The sequence below is a fragment of the Bacteroides sp. A1C1 genome, assembly GCF_004328515.1.
GTDB classification, from domain to species: Bacteria; Bacteroidota; Bacteroidia; order Bacteroidales; family Bacteroidaceae; genus Bacteroides; species Bacteroides uniformis.
In genome coordinates, this window is record NZ_CP036491.1 from 3,595,493 (window position 1) to 3,614,590 (window position 19,098).

Sequence of the window (19,098 nt, forward strand, 5' to 3'; positions counted from 1 at the left end):
TTGCATAATCATTAAAAATCAGAGATATGAATACGGATAAGAAAATCAGTCGTCGGGAGGCTTTAAAGCGTATGGGATTTGCCGTGATGAGCGGTGCTATCGCATCTTCCGGCCTACTCTCGTTGGCATCCTGCGAAACAAAAAGGAGTAAGCGTATCATCTTTTATTTTACCGGAACGGGTAACAGTCTTTACATCGCCCGTCAGTTGGCTGGAGAGAACGCAGAATTGTTGAGTATCCCTCAGATGGTGAAACGGGGGAAGTATGAATTTGAGGCAGATGAAATCGGCATCGTTTATCCCATCTACGGTCATATGCCTCCCTATATGGTACGGCAGTTCATTCAGAAAGCAAAACTGAAGGCAGAATACAAGTTTGCTGTCCTCACCTATGGTGCAAGGAAGTGCGATGCGGTAGAGATTTGGGACCGTATATCCCGTAAAGCCGACAATGCGTTCGACTATATCAACACTATCATCATGGTGGATAACTGGCTACCCAACTTCGACATGAACGAGCAACTCAAGATAGACAAGCACATCCCCGAGAACTTGCAGAAGATAACGGCAGATATCAACAGTCGGCAGCATTGGCACGAACCGGTGACGGAGGAGGAACGGCAACAGCACCAAGGTTTTATGCAGCGGAGTGGACTCGACCCCGAGGTGGGCTTCCTGATGAAAAGCGAGAAGTTCTTTACCGTGACTGATGCTTGTATTGACTGTGGCATCTGCACCTACGTTTGTCCGCGCGGCAATTATGAGCTGACGTCGAGAGGAGTGAAGACGTCCGGTGACTGCGAGTTCTGTTTTGCCTGCATACAGAATTGTCCGCAGAAGGCTATTCAGTTCATAAAGCAGGAAGATGGCTCTTTTCCTGACGGAACGGAGAAGAACCCCAATGCCCGCTATCGTAATGAGCATATTTCGCTAATAGATCTGAAACGGGCAAACAATCAAAAACTATAATCATTAACCTCTGTATTTTGTCGGATTTACACCCAGATGTTGTTGTACGTAACGGCTAAAATAAGCAGGAGAGGAAAAACCGAACATATCGGAAATACGGACGAACGTTAGTGATTTGTCGCGCAGCAAACGCGAGATGTCGAGTGTGGTATAACGGTTTATCCAGTAGTTTGCTGTATAACCGCTTACTTTCTTGGAAACTTCCGAAAGATATTTGGAGGTGACACATAGGCAGTCGGCATAATAGGTCACTTCACGATGCTCGCGGAAAGTTCCGTTCTCCAGCATGTTGAGGAAACGGCTCATGATGGAAGCATTTTGTACAGAGATATTGTCCTCGCCATATAGATGGGAGTGGAAATCGAAGAAGTCGAGTATCAACATCTGTGTGGAGGCGATAAGCATATCGCGATGGAAATGATGGTCTGTATTCCGGAGTCTGTATTCCACTTGTTCAAAATCCCGGAGACATAGCTCTTGCTGTTCGGTAGTCAGGGACATGATAGGATTGAGAAATAGGGAAAGTTGCCCTTTCATGCCGTAGTTGTTCTGTGGTGTACTCAGCACCACAAAGCCCGATGCGATATAGATGACCTTTACGCGAAAATCTTCTGAAGGTTGAATTTTCTCTACCAGTTTTCCTTTGCGGACAATCATCAGGTCGCCGGCACGTAGCTCGCGCTCCTCTCCATTGTACTTCAATCGGCAGATTCCTGACAGACAGAGGGCGTGTGCAAGATAGCCACTGTATGCGTCCGTCCCCAGACCTTGAAGAGTATCGGCTATTATAATATTTGCGGTTTCTCCCATTATACAGTTGTTTGGTTTCGATCACAAAAGTATATGTTTCCAATAATATAACTTCTATTGTGGGCAAGAAATATATTGCCTTTTTTATTCATTTCAAATCTGCCCGAATTTCGCAAATTCTTCATACCTTTGCATCCGTTAATTTTAGAAACCAATAACAAAACAGAACTTATGGGAGGTTTTTTCGGAACAGTCGCCAAAGCAACAAGCTGTGTGGCGGATTTGTTTTACGGCACAGATTATAATTCACATTTAGGGACAAAACGTGGTGGGTTGGCTACATACGATGCAGAAACGGAGCAGTTTACCCGTTCCATTCACAATCTGGAAAGCACTTATTTCCGCACGAAGTTTGAGGATGAACTGGACAAGTTCAAAGGAAATTCCGGAATAGGAATCATCAGCGATACAGACCCTCAACCCCTTATCCTCAACTCCCACCTTGGTCGCTTTGCCATTGTAACGGTAGCCAAAATAGTAAATCTGCAAGAACTGGAAACAAAACTGTTGGCCCAAAACATGCACTTCGCCGAACTCAGTTCGGGCAAAACCAATCAGACGGAACTTATCGCCCTCCTTATTATACAAGGAAAGACATTTGTCGAAGGAATTGAAAATGTGTATAAGCATATCAAAGGTTCCTGCTCCATGCTGTTATTGACGGAAGACGGCATCATTGCCGCTCGCGACCGCTGGGGACGTACTCCGATTGTGATTGGCAAGAAAGACGGAGCGTATGCCGCCACAAGTGAGTCGAGCAGCTTTCCGAATCTTGGTTATGAGATAGACCGTTATTTGGGACCCGGAGAGATTGTTCGCCTGCGTGCCGATGGTGTGGAACAGATGCGCAAGCCTGATGAGGGAATGCAGATTTGTTCCTTCCTATGGGTATATTACGGTTTCCCCACTTCCTGCTACGAAGGTAAGAATGTGGAGGAAGTGCGTTTTGCCTCTGGTTTCAAGATGGCACAGACAGATAAATCAGAGGTGGATTGTGCCTGCGGTATTCCTGATTCGGGTGTAGGTATGGCGCTTGGGTATGCCGAAGGTAAAGGAGTTCCTTATCATCGTGCCATTTCCAAATATACTCCGACTTGGCCTCGTAGTTTTACTCCCAGCAAGCAGGAATTGCGTTCGCTGGTGGCAAAGATGAAGCTGATTCCCAATCGTGCCATGCTCGAGGGTAAGCGTCTGCTGTTCTGTGATGACTCTATTGTCCGGGGGACTCAGTTGCACGACAATGTGAAGGTGCTGTATGAGTATGGTGCCAAGGAGGTGCATATCCGGATTGCTTGTCCTCCATTGATATATAGCTGCCCGTTTGTAGGATTCACGGCTTCCAAAAGCGACATGGAACTGATTACCCGTCGTGTCATCAAGGAACTGGAGGGTGACGAGAATAAGAATCTCGATAAGTATGCCACTACCGGCTCACCCGAATACGAAAAGATGGTGGACGTTATCCGCGAGCGTTTCGGACTTTCATCCTTGAAGTTCAATACGTTGGAAACTCTGGTTGAAGCTATCGGATTGCCTAAGTGTAAGATATGTACGCATTGTTTTGATGGTAGCAGCCATTTTTGATTGACATTTTGTCCTTAAGGAATAAAAAAGGGGCGTGAATTGCTTGGCAGTTCACGCCCCTTTTTTTATCTTTACAGCACAAAATAGTGGTTAATGATTAGTGATTAATGATTAATGCCATTCGGATAATGCTTTTCGCCAATTACTAATCACTGACCATTAATCACTAACCATTAATCACTAATCATTATTCATCATGACTTTAGTAGAACGTTTTTTAAAGTACGTAAGCTTCGATACTCAGTCCAGTGAAGAGACTGAGATTACTCCGAGTACTCCGGGGCAAATGGTGTTTGCCCGGTATCTGAAAGAAGAATTGGAATCTTTGGGTCTGGAAGAAATCACGTTGGACGAAAATGGTTATCTGTTCGCCACTCTTCCTGCCAATACAGACAAGCCGTTGCCCGTCATCGGCTTTATTGCCCACATGGATACAAGCCCCGATATGAGTGGCAAGAATGTTTCTCCGCGTATCGTGCAGAATTATGACGGTAAGGACATTGTTCTTTGCGCCGAAGAGAATGTGGTTCTTTCTCCTGCCCAGTTCCCCGAACTGCTCGACCATCAAGGGGAAGATTTGATTGTGACCGACGGCAAGACCTTGCTTGGTGCCGATGATAAAGCCGGTATTGCCGAAATTGTATCGGCGGTGGTATATCTGAAGGAGCACCCCGGAATCAAGCACGGTAAAATTCGTATCGGCTTTAATCCGGATGAGGAAATCGGTTTGGGCGCCCATAAGTTCAATGTAGCGCAGTTCGGTTGCGAATGGGCCTATACCATGGATGGCGGAGAAGTGGGTGAACTTGAATTCGAGAACTTCAATGCGGCCTCTGCCAAGATAAGCTTCAAGGGACGGAATGTGCATCCGGGCTATGCCAAGAATAAGATGATTAACTCTATCCGCGTTGCCAACCGTTTCATGTCCATGCTTCCGGCTGACGAGGCTCCGGAGCATACCGAAGGTTACGAAGGTTTCTATCATCTGATAGGCATTACCGGCGAGGTGGAGCAGACAACAGTCTCTTACATTATCCGTGACCACGACCGCACCCGCTTTGAAGAGCGCAAGAAGGAGATGGAACGTCTTGTGGCAAAAATCAATGAAGAATACGGTCCGGGTACCGCTACTCTGGAACTTCGCGACCAATACTATAATATGCGCGAGCAGATTGAACCGGTGATGCATATCATCGACACCGCTTTTGCCGCCATGAAGGCGGTAGGTGTAGAGCCTCGTGTAAAAGCCATTCGCGGAGGTACGGACGGTGCCCAGCTCTCTTTCAAGGGCCTGCCTTGTCCCAATATCTTTGCCGGTGGCTTGAACTTCCACGGCCGCTATGAGTTCGTGCCTATCCAGAACATGGAGAAAGCCATGAACGTCATCGTCAAGATTGCCGAGCTCGTAGCAAGCAAATAGATAATTCATAACTCATAACTCTAATAGTTCCATGAAAACCACTCCGTTTACCGAAAAACACATCTCGCTGGGTGCCAAGATGCACGAGTTTGCGGGATATAATATGCCTATCGAGTATTCCGGCATCATTGACGAGCATCTTACAGTATGTCAGGGTGTCGGTGTATTCGACGTCTCACACATGGGAGAATTTTGGGTGAAAGGTCCCCATGCTTTGGACTTTCTGCAGAAAGTGACTTCCAATAACATAGCTGCCCTCACACCGGGGAAAGTACAGTATACCTGCTTCCCAAATGAAAATGGAGGCATTGTGGACGACCTTCTGGTCTATCATTATGAGCCGGAGAAATACCTGCTTGTCGTGAATGCGTCGAACATTGAGAAAGACTGGAACTGGTGTGTGTCTCATAACACGGAAGGCGCTGAATTGGAAAATGCTTCCGAGCACATGGCACAGCTTGCTGTGCAAGGACCGAAGGCTATTCAGGCTTTGCAGAAGCTGACTTCCATTAATCTTTCCGACCTTCCTTACTATACTTTTACCCACGGTGAGTTTGCCGGAGAAAAGGATGTCATTATCTCCAATACCGGATATACCGGTGCGGGTGGTTTTGAGCTTTACTTCTATCCGGAGGCTGCCATGAAGATTTGGGATGCCGTGTTCGAGGCAGGCGCGGAGTTCGGCATTAAGCCAGTTGGTCTGGGTGCGCGCGATACGCTTCGTCTGGAAATGGGCTTCTGTTTGTATGGCAATGATTTGGATGACACCACTTCGCCCATTGAAGCGGGTTTAGGATGGATTACCAAGTTTGTGGAGGGAAAGAACTTCACCAATCGCCCGATGCTGGAAAAACAGAAAGCGGAAGGCACTACCCGTAAGTTGGTGGGATTTGAAATGATAGACCGCGGTATCCCCCGTCATGGTTACGAGCTGTATAGTACAGACGGTACTGCCATCGGTGTGGTTACCTCCGGAACTATGTCGCCTACCCGCAAGATTGGTATCGGAATGGGGTATATCAGACCCGAGTACAGCAAAGTCGGTACGGAAATCTGCATTGACATGCGGGGACGTAAGCTGAAAGCTGTGGTTGTGAAGCCGCCGTTCCGCAAACAGTAATTTGAATGAATAACTAAAATAAGAAGAATGAAGAATTTGTCATGCGGCATCATCGCGCAGTCAAATTCTTCATTCTTAGTTATTCCTTTCTCTATATTCTGCTTATCCTGTCCAGCATTTGGTTTGCCCAACCTATCTCTTTATTGGTCCATTCCTTTTCGGTTCCTTCTATGCCCTGGCCTTCGTAGGCCGAAAGCAAGGTGATATATTCTTTCAGTATATCGGCGGCTTGGGCTTGTTTGTTCATGCGCATCAATAATAGTATTTTTTGTTTATATATGTCCAGATTGGGGCTTGTTCCTGCCATCTCCTGGGCTTTATCAAGCATGGCGAGGCAGCGGTTGTTCACTTCTTCCGTATTAGACAGTGCCATTTCCGCTTTTACCAGGATGATGTAGTCATTGTCTGTGGCTAGTCTGTTGTCAATGTTCTTGCGTATCAGCCGGGCAGTTTCCTTATAGCGCTTGTTGGCGTAGTTCATACTTGCGTTGAAAGAAACGACATCGCTGGTGGTCCGTAGGTAGGGGCGGGCACTCAGGCTATGGGATTCACCGGCCTTTTCTATACGCTTTTGCAGGTTGCCGATGCTGCCGTAGCGAGGAATGTCCTTGTTGCGTTGGTGCAGGTTGTAATACCCTATAATTTTACCGAGGGCCGATGCGATTCCGTCGGGATTATATCCCTTGAATGCCAGAAGTTGGCGCGCAAGGCGGTCTGAAGAGATTTCCTGGGAAGTTTTGTATTTCATCCCCAACCGGTCCGTTGCCGGAATGCTCAAAAGGGAAGCGATGGCTCCGATATCTGCCACCAGACTGACGGCATAAGCATCTTCATTATCGTCCCAGTAGGCCACATCGAGGGCTGCACTGGCGGTAGTGGCAAAGACATCTGCCCAAAAAGCTGCACGCTTGGCACGCCGCTCGGCACGGTAAATGTTGTTTACCTGATGGTCGAGGACGAAATGTCCCAGCTCACATGCGATGACGGCGGCCAGTTCGTCTTCGGAATCAAGAGTGCAGAGGAGGCCCGTACTGATAACCATGGAGCCGTTGGGAAGCATGAAGGCATCTGGTTCGGGCGACTGGATGATACGTATGTTCAGACTCTCCCCGCGATTGCTGTCAATGGTGGTGGCGTTCAACTTGGAGAACACTCCCTGCACGTACGAAACGATGTAATCTTCCTGATAGGCTATCTCATTCAGTTTGTCGAGATACTCCAGGCACTCTTCGTCGATTTCCTGGCGCAGTTTGTGCTTGTAGCCGCGGTCGCTGAAATATTCGTAAAGATGGTTTTTCAAGTATATCTGCTGCCAGAATTCCCGGTCGGTTTGCGGAGCGGATATGGCAATGTGCCCCATCTCATTCAAAGGAATGGTCTCTTGTATGCCGTTCATTTCGACAGCATAGCAAATGTTGTTGCTGCTTTCACCGGGATTCTTCATTTTGACAACCCGGCGGATAATGACCGGTGTACCGGCGGGAGATTGCCGGTACTCTTTTGTCAATTCTCCTTTGACAGCGATGTTTCCGCTTAAATCTTTGTACTTTTTAGGCTTGGCAAATCCTGCCGTTGCGACAAGGATTGTCAGGATGAATAGGGTGGCGAGTCGTTTCATGATTAGTATATGTTTTCGGTTTTGATGATACAAAAATAGGGAAGTGTTTTTCTCCTTTCTCGTTTTTTTCCCTATTCTGTGATAGGAGATTCCCTATTTATCGGTCCTGCAGTGGGAGGCGGAAACAAAAAAGGGAACCTTTCAGTGAAAGATTCCCTTTTTTCAGTTTGCTTGAAACTGATTATTTCTTACGGTTACCGTAGCGGCTCATGAACTTATCAACACGACCGGCGGTGTCAACCAGCTTGGACTTACCAGTGTAGAACGGGTGAGAAGTGCTGGAGATTTCCAGCTTTACCAGCGGATAAGTTTCACCTTCGAATTCGATAGTCTCTTTCGTGTTGCAAGTGGAACGAGACAAGAATACATCACCATTTGACATATCTTTAAATACTACCGGACGGTAATTTTCGGGATGAATACCTTTTTTCATTTTGATATTTTCTTTTAAAAATTTATATTCTGTTACTATTTTGGTAATAAATAGTGTAATGGTCTTCTTTTCAGAGCGCAAAGATAGTGCAAGTTGGAGACTCTACAAAATAAAATCAGATTTATTTTCATTTAGTAGGTTTATCGCATTTTATTTCTGACTTTTGCAGTACTTAATAATCTTGTGAATTTATGAGGAAACTACTTGTCTTATGCTCTTTCTGGCTGTGCGTGGCAACGCTGGGGGCACAAAATGCGGAACGGAAACTGTATAGCGTTGCGTTCTATAATCTTGAAAACCTGTTCGATACGGTTCATGATGCCGGTAAGAACGACCATGAGTTCCTGCCCGACGGCAGTTACCAATGGACGGCAAAGAAGTATGAGTCTAAACTGCAGAACCTTTCCAAAGTGTTGGGTTCCCTTTCGCGTGATTTAGTGCCGGAAGGTCCGGCATTCATCGGTGTGGCAGAGGTGGAGAACAGCCGGGTGCTGGAAGACCTCGTGAAGCAGCCGGCCATTTCCAATTATGAGTTCGTGCATTATGAAGGACCGGACAGACGGGGCATCGACTGTGCCTTGTTGTACGACCCGAAGCAGTTCAGCGTTACCCACTCAAAGTTGGTGCTTTCCACTCCTTTTGAGGGGGATACGGTGCACTTGACGCGCGGCTTCCTGATTGTGGACGGGCAACTGGCGGGAGAGCGTGTCTGCGTGATAGTGAACCACTGGCCCTCCCGTGGGGCAAAGTCACCGGTGCGTGTGCATGCAGCCAGGCAGGTAAAGGCCTTGAAGGACTCTCTGATGCGTAGCGACAAGAAGCTGAAGCTCATAGTGATGGGGGATATGAATGACGACCCGATGGATGAAAGCATGGAGGTGCTGGGTGCACGCAAATATCCGAAGCAGGTGAAGAAAGGCGAATTCTACAATCCCTGGTGGGAGACACTGGAAGACAAGGGAGTGGGGACATTGCTCTATCGGGGCAAGTGGAACTTGTTTGACCAGATTGTCATTTCGAAACCGTTGCTGAAGGCTAAGAAAGGGTTGCGCTATGATCACAATGAAGTTTTCATCCGCGATTATCTGATTCAGCAGGATGGCAAATACAAAGGTTCCCCCTTGCGTACGCATGGAGGCAGGACTTGGCTGAACGGTTACAGTGACCATTTGCCGACCATCATCTATCTGAAAAATTAGTATTACATAATAATGTGTAAACAGATGCCGGAGAGCAAACATGTTCTCCGGCTTTTTTGTTGATAGAAGTATAGATGGCAAAAGTATGGCTGGCAGAGATAAATGCAAAGAGTTTGTAATATAGAGATTACAATAATCTGTTAAATGAAGCCAATAGCTTTAAAATAGAATGGATTTGGTAGGATGAGCCGGATATTTTATTCCTCTCAAGTTCTTTACTTTAAAGGATAATGATTACTTTTGCGTAGAATTTTAATTCACTAACAATAAAATTTAAACAAAATGGTTAATTACAAAGATTTAGGACTGGTAAACACAAGAGAGATGTTTGCTAAGGCTATCAAAGGTGGATATGCTATTCCGGCATTCAACTTCAACAATATGGAACAGATGCAGGCTATCATCAAGGCTGCAGTTGAAACAAAGTCTCCGGTTATTCTTCAGGTATCTAAGGGTGCCCGTCAGTATGCCAACGCTACGCTGTTGCGTTACATGGCTCAGGGTGCTGTTGAGTACGCTAAGGAATTGGGTTGCAAACATCCTGAAATTGTTCTTCACCTCGACCATGGAGATACATTCGAAACTTGCAAGAGCTGTATCGACTCCGGTTTCTCTTCAGTAATGATTGACGGTTCACACCTTCCGTACGAAGAAAACGTTGCACTGACTAAGAAGGTAGTTGATTATGCTCATCAGTTCGACGTAACTGTAGAAGGCGAACTCGGTGTATTGGCCGGTGTAGAAGATGAAGTTTCTGCAGAACACCATACATATACTAATCCTGAAGAAGTTATTGACTTCGCTACCCGTACAGGTTGCGATTCACTGGCTATCTCAATCGGTACTTCTCACGGTGCATACAAGTTCAAACCCGAACAATGCCACGTTGACCCTGCTACCGGTCGTCTGGTTCCTCCTCCTCTGGAATTTGCCGTTCTGGATGCTGTAATGGAGAAACTCCCGGGATTCCCCATCGTTCTTCACGGTTCTTCTTCAGTTCCTCAGGAAGAAGTTGATACTATCAACAAGTATGGTGGCAAATTGGAAGCTGCTATCGGTATTCCCGAAGAACAGTTGCGTAAGGCTGCCAAGTCTGCTGTTTGCAAAATCAACATCGACTCTGACTCACGTCTGGCTATGACAGCTGCTATCCGCAAGACATTTGCTGAAAAACCGGCAGAATTCGACCCGCGTAAGTATCTGGGCCCGGCTCGTGATAATATGGAAAAACTGTACAAGCATAAAATCATCAACGTGCTTGGTTCAGAGAACAAATTGGCTCAACTGGACTAATCGAAAGATAATCCGAATATAGTGTCAGCCCTTGCAATATTGATGTTGCAAGGGCTGATTTGTTATATATAGGCCGGTGTTGTGGGATGGTTAAGTTCGCCGGTTATTTCAGAAGCGGATGTTTCAACGTGTACAACAGTCTGTTTCCCTTAACTGAACAGTTTGTTTCAATAAAGAGAACACTTCGTTCCAATATGCAAAAACACTTCGTTCCAATACGTAAGAACACTTTGTTTCTCTATACTGGAACAAAGTGTTCACCGTTATGAACTAACAGATTAGCTATATTTGAGGCCGGTGAAAGGCATATCCCCGTGACACCTATTCCATACTAAAAATCCCTTGCAGATAGCTGGCAGGCGAGGTGTCTGCTAGCTATCTGCAAGGGATATTTGCAAGAATGAGCTCTCTGTGTGGAGTGCGCGTTATAATTCTATCACTAATGATTCTCTGGGGCCCATCTTCAGCTCTTCACCGAAGGTGATGGCCTTGCCGCTAAGAATATCTTTTCCCTGCTTGCTGTCTTTTAGGATTTCCTTGTAGAATTTCAAAGGAACGGTGGTTTCTGCATCTGTACCGTTCAGCATCACGAATATCGTCTTGCCTTCGTACTGGCGTGCGTAGGCATAAACACCATTCTGTACCATGAACTGCACCATGCTGCCTTTGGCAATCACATCGTTTCCTTTACGCCAGTTCAGGATGGTCTTGTAGAAGTCGTAGCACTCGTTCTGTATCTTGGTACGTCCGGCTGGGGTCAGTGCGTTTGTTGCGTCACCGGTCCATCCGCCGGGGAAGTCCTTGCGGACATAGCCGTCGCTCTTGCTCTTCACGCCATTCATCATGACTTCCGTTCCGTAGTAGAGTTGCGGAATGCGGCGGGTGGTAAGCAGCAGGGTAGAGGCTTGCTTCAGCATCGGAAGGTTGTTGCCCTCGCCCAGGAAGCGGTCGGTGTCGTGGTTTTCGATGAATGCCAGTACGGAAGCGGGGTTGGGGTAGAGGAAGTCGTATACGAAGTTATTGTATATGCGGTCCAGTCCCTTGAACCAAGTTTCGGTCTGTTCATTCTTGGCGGTGTTTATCTTGTCAAAGAAGCTGAAGTCCATAACGGTCTTGAGGTTACTGTTCTTGGGGGCTGATAGCTTGGAATCCTTCTGCCACCAGGCGGTGTAGGCGGGTTCGGTAACCCAGGTCTCGCCCACGGTGTTGTAGTTGGGATATTCTTCGTTGAGCTCTTTCATCCAGTTGCTCATGGCATCATAGTCGGCATACGGGTAAGTGTCCATGCGGATGCCGTCGATGTTGGCGAATTCAATCCACCAGAAACTGTTCTGTACCAGGTAGCGGTAAACGTGAGGGTTCTTCTGGTTGAGGTCGGGCATGGAAGGTACAAACCAGCCGTCGTTCATCTGGTCGGCATCGTACTGGGAAGTATAAGGGTCTACGTGCGGGGTCAGTTTGAAGGAGGTCTGCACGAAGTTGTTTTCGTGGTCGGGGTTGTTGAACCAGTCTTTGGAGGGCATGTCCTTAATCCATACATGCTCTACGCCGCAGTGGTTGAAAATCATGTCCATTACGATTTTGATGCCGCGTGCATGGGCTTTTTCAATCAGTAGCTTGTATTCTTCGTTAGTACCGAAGCGCGGGTCCACCTTGTAGTAGTCTGTGGTGGCATAGCCGTGATAGGAACCGCCGGTCATGTTGTTTTCCAGTACCGGAGTAAACCAGAGGGCTGTGACGCCGAGGTCGGAGAAGTAGTCCAGGTGTTGTTCGATGCCGGCAAGGTCACCGCCGTGGCGTGCATTGGGGTCATTGCGGTCTACCTTGTACTCGGCCATGCTCGCAATCTGGTCATTGCCCGGGTTGCCATTGGCAAAGCGGTCGGGCATCAGCAGGTACAGTGCGTCGGAGGCGTCGAAACCTTTATGTTCGCAACCTTTCTTGTTGCGTGCCTTCAGTTCATATTTCTTTACGAGTTTCTTTTTTCCTTCAGTGAAGGTGAGGTTGAATTTGCCGGGTTTTACATCCTTGTCCAGTTTCAGATAGACCAGGAGGTAGTTGTTGCTTTCCAGCTTGACGGTGCTGCTCAATGAGACGCCGGGATAATTGACGGATACTGCTGCGTTGCCGATGCCTTCGCCATAGACCATCAACTGGAGTTCCGGGTTCTGCATGCCGGTGTACCAAAACGGAGGGTCGATTTTGTTCACATTCATAGCTGCATACGTACTGAGGGAGAGTAAGAGTGTTCCCAAGATTAAGAATACTTTTTTCATGATAGTAACTTTACGGTTAATTTTTGCGCTAATTTAAAACAAATAACGGAGAAAGTTAATCTTTCTCCGTTACTGTACCTTATTATATTATGCAAACGTTTTCATTGGGGCTATTTGATGGGGGTTACGCTGGCGGTATCGACCTTTCCCTTGAAGAAGTCCTCTTTCTTGCGCTTTTCTCTGATGTCCTTCAGCCAGTTTTCGGCGGCATTGTATCGGTTGTCTTCTCCGATGATGGGAACTCCGTCCGCATCTACTTCCTGCACTTTGTCCTTGCTGTTTTTCGGACGGGTTTTCAGGTAGGCCGTTAGGTATCTCTCTGCTTTGGACGCATCTTTCAGATAGTAATAATAGATAAAGGCTGCGTCGTAGAGCAGTTTGTGTTTCTGCCGGTCGTATTTTTCGTATTGCGTCAGAAGGGTATTCGCCTGGTCGGTGTATTGAAATGCCATCTTGTAGCAGTCCGCAAGCCCCACATATAGGCGGGACATGACACTGTCGCTGGGCATGGCGAGGCTTACGGCAGTTTCCAGATAAGTCACTCCATCCTCTTTCCATGATGTCTTGGAGCAGGCGCGTCCCAGATAATAGAGAACGTTGATGTTGGTATTGTCATCTTTAAGAGCCCTTTCCAGCAGGTCGTGTGCTGGGTAGAAGTCTTCGAGGGCATAATAGCTGATTCCGGCGTAGAAGCAGGTTTGGAAAGAACTGTCTTTTTCCTGTAACAGTTGTTCATATCTTTCTATTGCTTTGGGGTAATCTTTGTTCAGGCAATAGGCTTGGGCATTGATGCGGTTCACAAGGACGTTGGTGGAGTCTATGGAACGGTATTTCTCCGTTATGTTTATGGCGTCTTCATACTGGTGGCCTGCTACATAGATGTTGCCGAGTTTGGCAGCAGACAGGTAATCATTGGGATATCTTTTCTGTATGTCCAGATAGGCATCTATCACATGCATGATTTCTGTGTTGTCATAGACTTGCCCCATACTTTCGGCTCTAAGGTGTAGTACATAGGCGGAACTGTCCCTTTCTGCCAGCAGGTTACTTTCCTTTAGAGACTCACGGTATCTCTTCATGTTCATCAGCAGACTGATATACTGGATGCGTGCGTATTTATTGTCCGGATTTATGTGGAGCGCATTCTGGTAGTAATCCAGTGCCTCGCTATATTTGGCAAGTGATTTGCAGCATTCGGCAGCTTCAATGTATGCCCGGGGATTGAGAGAATCCTGAGCTACGACTTCTTGAAATACGCTCAGAGCTTCAAGGTTATTGCCCAGTCCTTTCAGCGCTTTCCCTTTTTGGTAGAGCAGGGGGACGGTCGGGGTTTCTTGATCGATCAACATCAAGGCTGTTTCATAATCGTAGTTGGCCATCGCCTCTTGAATGGGGTTTGTGGTCTGTGCCGCCAGAAGTGAACAGCATGCACTGAAACATAAGGAGATAAAAAGCTTTCGCATACAGTATATTATTTATATGAGGTTAAACTGACTGCAAGTTACTAAAAAGAATGTATTTACGAAATAATCGTAATCTGTTTTAGATAGATTAACGAAAAAGCCCCTCCAAAAATGATGGAGGGGCTTTAAAATAGTTCGGAATTCAATCCGGATAACGGAATGAATAAATGTATTACATTAAGAATCCCAGCAGGATACCTGCTGCTACAGCGGAACCGATTACACCGGCAACGTTCGGGCCCATGGCATGCATCAGCAGATAGTTGGTAGGATCGTATTCCAGACCTACTACTTGGGAGATACGTGCAGAGTCGGGTACGGCAGATACACCGGCATTACCGATCAACGGATTAATCTTGTTGCCCTTCTTCAGGAAGAGGTTGAAAATCTTCACGAAGATGACGCCGGATGCTGTGGCAATGACAAATGATAAGGCGCCCAGACCGAATATCTTGATTGAATCAAGGGTTAAGAACTCGGATGCTTGCGTAGAAGCACCTACTGTCAAACCAAGCAGAATAGTAATGGTATCAATCAGCGGACCACTGGCTGTGTTTGCCAGACGACGTGTAACTCCACTTTCTTTCAGTAAATTACCGAAGAACAGCATACCCAGCAAAGGCAGACCGGATGGTACAAGGAATGTGGTTAGTAACAAACCGATAATCGGGAACATTACTTTTTCCGTATGTGAAACCACACGGGGAGGTTTCATACGGATAAGACGTTCATTTTTACTGGTCAGCCAACGCATAATAGGCGGCTGTATCACCGGTACTAATGCCATATATGAATAGGCTGATACCGCAATGGCACCCATTAAGTTAGGAGCCAGTTTGGAAGAGAGGAAGATGGCAGTCGGACCATCGGCACCACCAATGATACCGATTGCACCAGCCTGCATCGGGTCAAATCCTATGGCAAGGGCAATCATATAAGCACCGAATATACCGAATTGGGCTGCTGCACCAACCAACATTAATTTGGGGTTCGATATCAAAGCGGAGAAATCCGTCATGGCACCGATCCCCAGGAATATGAGTGGCGGGTACCAACCGGAGGTTACTCCCTGGTACAGAATATTAAGTACGGAACCTTCTTCATAGATACCGACTTTCAATCCAGCCTCCATATTGAAAGGTATATTACCAATCAGCATACCGAAACCGATAGGAATTAATAGCATCGGCTCAAATTCCTTGGCTACAGCCAAGTATATGAAAAACAAACCTACCAGAAGCATTACCACATGTCCTACCGTTGCATTGGCAAAACCTGTATAAGTCCAGAAGTCGGCAAGGTTGTTTCCTAAAAATGTGATAAATTCTCCCATATTATTCAATAATTACGAGGTCAGTACCTTCGAGAACAGAGTCCCCTTTGTTTACATTGATGGCTGTAATCTTACCGTCTTTATCAGCATTGATATTGTTTTCCATCTTCATGGCTTCCAGAATGATGATAACTTGTCCCTTCTTTACTGTATCGCCGACATTTACTTTGATATCGAGGATTACACCGGGAAGCGGAGATTTTACACCTGACTTGCCGGTAGAAGCAGCGGCCGGTTTTACTACCGGAGTAGCAGGAGCAGCAGGAGCGGATGTGGCTGCCGGACGTGCTACCGGTTTAACGACTACCTTCGGTGCTTTTTCCATTTCAACTTTGTAGGGAGTACCGTTCACTTCTACGTGAGCGATGTTGTCTTCAATATCTCCAATGGCAACTTTATATATGTTACCGTTAATTTTATATTTATATTCTTTCATCGTTTTATTTTATTATGGGTGACTTACTTTTTGTGAGGAGTCTCACGCAACGTATAAATCTTTGAACTCCACGGTGAGTAACTGCGTTTTACACGGGTAATGGTAAGTATCGTGTCTTCCACATCGTGTACATCGCTTTGGAATTCGTGCATGGCCATTGAAATGGCAGCAAAAACTTCTCCCGGAGCCTGCCCCAGTTGTTTCTCTTTTGCTTCTTGTTTATCAGTAATACCTTTAGCTTTCATGGCATTGCGTTTGCTGAGGTTAACTGATATTTTACCTATAATCTTGAAGGAGATGTAGAGTAATATCAGCCCGCAGAATACAACGCTCATGGCAGAAATAGCCATACCGATACCTACGCTGTCATGCTCTTCGAATTTTTCCATTTTGGCATTGCTGTCGATAGTCTTGTTGTTGGTACTCGGAGTGACATATTTATCTTCGCTTCCACCCTTTACTTCCCATTGGTCGGCTGCATCACTGACACGGGCATAGGATTGGTTGGCTTTTAAAGTACCGGCAGGCACTATGACTTGATCAAGCAATTTCTTGCCGGAATCATACAACCCAATCCAGTTGGCATTTGTGGCATCCAGTTTGAAGTTCGTATGAAATGTACCGCGTCTTGGTTCTCCATCAGCCCAGAAAAGTGCATGCTGACGTGGTTTTATGAGTGTCAGAACGTCACCTTTGGGAATGAAATAACTGGCAGTATCACCCGGCTGGCTGCTGAATTTCAGATAGCAACCTGCAAGGTCGGCGCTGCCGTATGATCTGTTGAATATTTCAATCCATGCGCTGTGCACACCGTAGTCATCCTGATAGTTGCTCTCGTTGTTGACCAGCACTTCATTCAGCAGCAGTTTGTTGTTCGATTTCTGTTCTTTGCAAGAAGAGCAAAAGCCCAACACCAGCATCAATGAAAGGAATATTCCGATTTTTGTTTTATTCATAATCGTTCTTGTTTTAGTGTGAAAAGCTTGATTACAAGGGAATATTACCATGCTTCTTAGCCGGGTTAGTCAATTTTTTGGTTTGCAACTGTTGCAGGGCACGGATGATGCGGAAACGTGTGTTACGCGGTTCGATAACATCATCGATGTAGCCATATTTAGCTGCATTATAAGGATTGGCAAACAACTTGGTGTATTCAGCCTCTTTTTCAGCCAGGAATTGAGCCGGATTTTCCTGCTCTTTGGCTTCGCGGGCATATAATACTTCTACAGCACCTGCACCACCCATTACAGCGATTTCAGCAGTAGGCCAAGCATAATTCATGTCGCCACGCAGCTGCTTACAGCTCATCACGATGTGCGAACCACCGTAGGACTTACGCAGTGTGATGGTAACTTTGGGTACAGTAGCTTCACCGTATGCATACAGCAGTTTGGCACCGTGCAGGATGACGCCGTTGTACTCCTGGCCGGTTCCCGGAAGGAATCCCGGTACGTCTACCAATGATACGATAGGAATATTGAAGGCGTCGCAGAAACGGACGAAGCGTGCGCCCTTGCGGGATGCGTTGCTGTCGAGCACACCTGCCAGATACTTCGGCTGGTTGGCAACGATACCTACGGACTGTCCGTTGAAACGTGCGAAACCGATAATGATATTCTTTGAATAATCTTTTTGGATTTCGAGGAACTCACCATTATCTATGATAGCGCCAATTACCTCGTACATATCGTACGGCTTGTTCGGGTTATCAGGAATGATGTCGTTCAGGGAATCTTCCAGACGGTCGATAGGGTCTGTACAGTCTACATAGGGAGCTTCTTCCAGGTTGTTCTGGGGAATGTAGCTCAACAGTTTGCGGATAAGAGCCAAACCTTCTTCTTCTGTCTGTGCAGTAAAATGAGTAACACCAGATTTGGTGGAGTGAACGCTCGCGCCACCCAGGTTTTCCTGGCTTACGTCTTCTCCGGTTACAGTCTTTACTACCTTCGGACCGGTAAGGAACATGTAGGATGTACCTTCCATCATCAGCGTAAAGTCAGTCAATGCAGGAGAGTAAACGGCACCACCGGCACAAGGACCGAAAATACCGGAAATCTGCGGAATGACACCCGAAGCAAGTATGTTACGTTGGAAGATTTCAGCGTAGCCAGCCAAGGCATTAATACCTTCCTGAATACGTGCACCGCCCGAGTCGTTGATACCGATACACGGAGCACCCATTTTCATGGCTTGGTCCATAATCTTACAGATTTTCAGAGACATGGTTTCGGACAGTGAACCGGCAGAAACTGTGAAGTCCTGTGCGAAGACATAAACCAGACGGCCCTCGATTGTACCGCAACCGGTTACCACACCGTCACCGGGGTAGTGTTTCTTTTCCATGCCGAAGTTCGTGCATCTATGTTCTACGAACATGTCCATTTCTTCGAAACTGCCTTCGTCAAGAAGCATGGCTATACGCTCACGAGCTGTATATTTACCCTTCTCGTGTTGCTTTGCAATCGCTTTTTCACCACCACCGAGACGTGCTGCAGCGCGGCGGTCTATAAGCTCTTTAATCTTTTCAAGTTGATTACTCATGAATTTATATTCTTTAAGTGTTTATACAATTTATGATTTGATGATTTTACAGTCTTGCTTATTCCGGTTTCTCGCAAAGCTCGGTCAGGACACCGAGAGTTGACTTCGGATGCAGGAATGCAATGTTCAGACCTTCTGCACCTTTGCGGGGAGCTTTGTCTATAAGGCGGATACCTTTTTCTTCGACTTCTGCAAGCGCACCGGCCACTCCGTCTTCAACGGCAAATGCCAGATGATGCATGCCACCGTTACCGTTGTTCTTTTCGATGAACTTGGCAATTGTGCTTTCGGGAGAAGTAGGTTCCAACAATTCGATCTTTACATCGCCCACTTTCAGGAAAGCGGTTCTAACTTTTTGATCTTCCACGGTTTCGATGTTGTAGCATTTCAAACCTAAAACGTTTTCGTAGTACGGAAGGGCTTCTTCAATGCTCTTAACGGCAATGCCCAGATGCTCAATGTGTGAAATCTTCATAACTATATAAATTAATGTTAGTATTGTATCCTTTTTAATAAAGGTATAAAGCAGCACAAAGAAAGAGAATTCTTCCTTAATAAAGAAATTTTTCATCAATTAATTCATGGATAATTGAACTTTAGAAGG

16 protein-coding genes are annotated in these 19,098 nt (G+C 46.4%); 6 read left to right on the forward strand and 10 right to left on the reverse strand.

The annotated features are described in order from the left end of the window. Positions 1 to 26 precede the first annotated feature (26 nt). A complete protein-coding gene (locus EYA81_RS14785; RefSeq protein WP_022402055.1) occupies positions 27 to 968 on the forward strand; it encodes an EFR1 family ferrodoxin in 942 nt (313 codons plus the stop codon). A 3-nt stretch (positions 969 to 971) separates the two neighbouring features. On the opposite strand, the gene EYA81_RS14790 is transcribed toward EYA81_RS14785, so the two are convergent. Then, the gene (locus tag EYA81_RS14790) at positions 972 to 1,778 is read right to left on the reverse strand and encodes a helix-turn-helix domain-containing protein (protein ID WP_005826809.1); all 807 of its coding nucleotides are present in this window, start codon (positions 1,776 to 1,778) and stop codon (positions 972 to 974) included. A 171-nt stretch (positions 1,779 to 1,949) separates the two neighbouring features. On the opposite strand from EYA81_RS14790, the gene EYA81_RS14795 reads away from it, so the two are divergent. The 3 genes from EYA81_RS14795 to gcvT all read left to right on the forward strand — a co-directional run bounded on the left by EYA81_RS14795 (position 1,950) and on the right by gcvT (position 5,902). Then, on the forward strand, positions 1,950 to 3,362 hold the full coding sequence (locus EYA81_RS14795) for an amidophosphoribosyltransferase (RefSeq protein WP_005826808.1): 1,413 nt from the start codon (positions 1,950 to 1,952) through the stop codon (positions 3,360 to 3,362). A 196-nt stretch (positions 3,363 to 3,558) separates the two neighbouring features. Then, positions 3,559 to 4,782, forward strand: coding sequence for a peptidase T (gene pepT / locus EYA81_RS14800; protein ID WP_022402057.1), 1,224 nt, complete (start codon positions 3,559 to 3,561; stop codon positions 4,780 to 4,782). Between the two features lie 31 nt (positions 4,783 to 4,813). Continuing rightward, positions 4,814 to 5,902 (forward strand): glycine cleavage system aminomethyltransferase GcvT, encoded by a 1,089-nt coding sequence (gcvT, locus tag EYA81_RS14805; RefSeq protein ID WP_005835943.1) that lies wholly within the window; start codon positions 4,814 to 4,816, stop codon positions 5,900 to 5,902. A gap of 91 nt (positions 5,903 to 5,993) precedes the next feature. On the opposite strand, the gene EYA81_RS14810 is transcribed toward gcvT, so the two are convergent. Together EYA81_RS14810 and EYA81_RS14815 are read right to left on the reverse strand one after the other, a co-directional pair. Then, positions 5,994 to 7,520: a M48 family metallopeptidase gene (locus EYA81_RS14810; protein WP_044467724.1), complete on the reverse strand. Its 1,527-nt coding sequence runs from the start codon at positions 7,518 to 7,520 to the stop codon at positions 5,994 to 5,996. Positions 7,521 to 7,701: 181 nt separating this feature from the next. Then, positions 7,702 to 7,953 carry a type B 50S ribosomal protein L31 gene (locus EYA81_RS14815; protein WP_005835945.1) on the reverse strand — a complete coding sequence of 84 codons (252 nt, stop codon included), beginning with the start codon at positions 7,951 to 7,953 and terminating at the stop codon, positions 7,702 to 7,704. A gap of 191 nt (positions 7,954 to 8,144) precedes the next feature. On the opposite strand from EYA81_RS14815, the gene EYA81_RS14820 reads away from it, so the two are divergent. Next, a complete protein-coding gene (locus tag EYA81_RS14820; RefSeq protein WP_131225965.1) occupies positions 8,145 to 9,152 on the forward strand; it encodes an endonuclease/exonuclease/phosphatase family protein in 1,008 nt (335 codons plus the stop codon). Positions 9,153 to 9,434: 282 nt separating this feature from the next. Next, positions 9,435 to 10,445 (forward strand): class II fructose-bisphosphate aldolase, encoded by a 1,011-nt coding sequence (locus tag EYA81_RS14825; protein ID WP_005826798.1) that lies wholly within the window; start codon positions 9,435 to 9,437, stop codon positions 10,443 to 10,445. Between the two features lie 425 nt (positions 10,446 to 10,870). Here EYA81_RS14825 and EYA81_RS14830 read toward each other — a convergent pair whose 3' ends face one another. The 7 genes from EYA81_RS14830 to mce form a co-directional block, all read right to left on the reverse strand. Then, complete coding sequence (locus tag EYA81_RS14830) at positions 10,871 to 12,721, reverse strand: glycoside hydrolase family 13 protein (RefSeq protein ID WP_131225967.1); 1,851 nt, start codon at positions 12,719 to 12,721, stop codon at positions 10,871 to 10,873. 110 nt (positions 12,722 to 12,831) lie between these two features. Further along, positions 12,832 to 14,184, reverse strand: a complete 1,353-nt coding sequence (locus EYA81_RS14835; protein WP_005826790.1) for a lipopolysaccharide assembly protein LapB — start codon at positions 14,182 to 14,184, stop codon at positions 12,832 to 12,834. 172 nt (positions 14,185 to 14,356) lie between these two features. After that, the gene (locus EYA81_RS14840) at positions 14,357 to 15,517 is read right to left on the reverse strand and encodes a sodium ion-translocating decarboxylase subunit beta (RefSeq protein ID WP_005826789.1); all 1,161 of its coding nucleotides are present in this window, start codon (positions 15,515 to 15,517) and stop codon (positions 14,357 to 14,359) included. Position 15,518: 1 nt separating this feature from the next. Further along, positions 15,519 to 15,953 (reverse strand): biotin/lipoyl-containing protein, encoded by a 435-nt coding sequence (locus EYA81_RS14845; protein ID WP_117965503.1) that lies wholly within the window; start codon positions 15,951 to 15,953, stop codon positions 15,519 to 15,521. Positions 15,954 to 15,976: 23 nt separating this feature from the next. After that, positions 15,977 to 16,909 carry an OadG family transporter subunit gene (locus tag EYA81_RS14850; protein WP_008663742.1) on the reverse strand — a complete coding sequence of 311 codons (933 nt, stop codon included), beginning with the start codon at positions 16,907 to 16,909 and terminating at the stop codon, positions 15,977 to 15,979. A 31-nt stretch (positions 16,910 to 16,940) separates the two neighbouring features. Further along, on the reverse strand, positions 16,941 to 18,494 hold the full coding sequence (locus EYA81_RS14855) for an acyl-CoA carboxylase subunit beta (RefSeq protein WP_117965501.1): 1,554 nt from the start codon (positions 18,492 to 18,494) through the stop codon (positions 16,941 to 16,943). A gap of 58 nt (positions 18,495 to 18,552) precedes the next feature. After that, positions 18,553 to 18,969, reverse strand: coding sequence for a methylmalonyl-CoA epimerase (gene mce, locus EYA81_RS14860; RefSeq protein ID WP_009036790.1), 417 nt, complete (start codon positions 18,967 to 18,969; stop codon positions 18,553 to 18,555). Positions 18,970 to 19,098: the final 129 nt, after the last annotated feature.

Excerpts from the sequence above, each read along its gene's own strand:
- EYA81_RS14785 (WP_022402055.1), top strand. The coding sequence starts at position 27 with ATGAATACGGATAAGAAAATCAGTCGTCGGGAGGCTTTAAAGCGTATG.
- EYA81_RS14790 (WP_005826809.1), bottom strand. The coding sequence starts at position 1,778 with ATGGGAGAAACCGCAAATATTATAATAGCCGATACTCTTCAAGGTCTG.
- EYA81_RS14795 (WP_005826808.1), top strand. The coding sequence starts at position 1,950 with ATGGGAGGTTTTTTCGGAACAGTCGCCAAAGCAACAAGCTGTGTGGCG.
- pepT (WP_022402057.1), top strand. The coding sequence starts at position 3,559 with ATGACTTTAGTAGAACGTTTTTTAAAGTACGTAAGCTTCGATACTCAG.
- gcvT (WP_005835943.1), top strand. The coding sequence starts at position 4,814 with ATGAAAACCACTCCGTTTACCGAAAAACACATCTCGCTGGGTGCCAAG.
- EYA81_RS14810 (WP_044467724.1), bottom strand. The coding sequence starts at position 7,520 with ATGAAACGACTCGCCACCCTATTCATCCTGACAATCCTTGTCGCAACG.
- EYA81_RS14815 (WP_005835945.1), bottom strand. The coding sequence starts at position 7,953 with ATGAAAAAAGGTATTCATCCCGAAAATTACCGTCCGGTAGTATTTAAA.
- EYA81_RS14820 (WP_131225965.1), top strand. The coding sequence starts at position 8,145 with ATGAGGAAACTACTTGTCTTATGCTCTTTCTGGCTGTGCGTGGCAACG.
- EYA81_RS14825 (WP_005826798.1), top strand. The coding sequence starts at position 9,435 with ATGGTTAATTACAAAGATTTAGGACTGGTAAACACAAGAGAGATGTTT.
- EYA81_RS14830 (WP_131225967.1), bottom strand. The coding sequence starts at position 12,721 with ATGAAAAAAGTATTCTTAATCTTGGGAACACTCTTACTCTCCCTCAGT.
- EYA81_RS14835 (WP_005826790.1), bottom strand. The coding sequence starts at position 14,184 with ATGCGAAAGCTTTTTATCTCCTTATGTTTCAGTGCATGCTGTTCACTT.
- EYA81_RS14840 (WP_005826789.1), bottom strand. The coding sequence starts at position 15,517 with ATGGGAGAATTTATCACATTTTTAGGAAACAACCTTGCCGACTTCTGG.
- EYA81_RS14845 (WP_117965503.1), bottom strand. The coding sequence starts at position 15,953 with ATGAAAGAATATAAATATAAAATTAACGGTAACATATATAAAGTTGCC.
- EYA81_RS14850 (WP_008663742.1), bottom strand. The coding sequence starts at position 16,909 with ATGAATAAAACAAAAATCGGAATATTCCTTTCATTGATGCTGGTGTTG.
- EYA81_RS14855 (WP_117965501.1), bottom strand. The coding sequence starts at position 18,494 with ATGAGTAATCAACTTGAAAAGATTAAAGAGCTTATAGACCGCCGCGCT.
- mce (WP_009036790.1), bottom strand. The coding sequence starts at position 18,969 with ATGAAGATTTCACACATTGAGCATCTGGGCATTGCCGTTAAGAGCATT.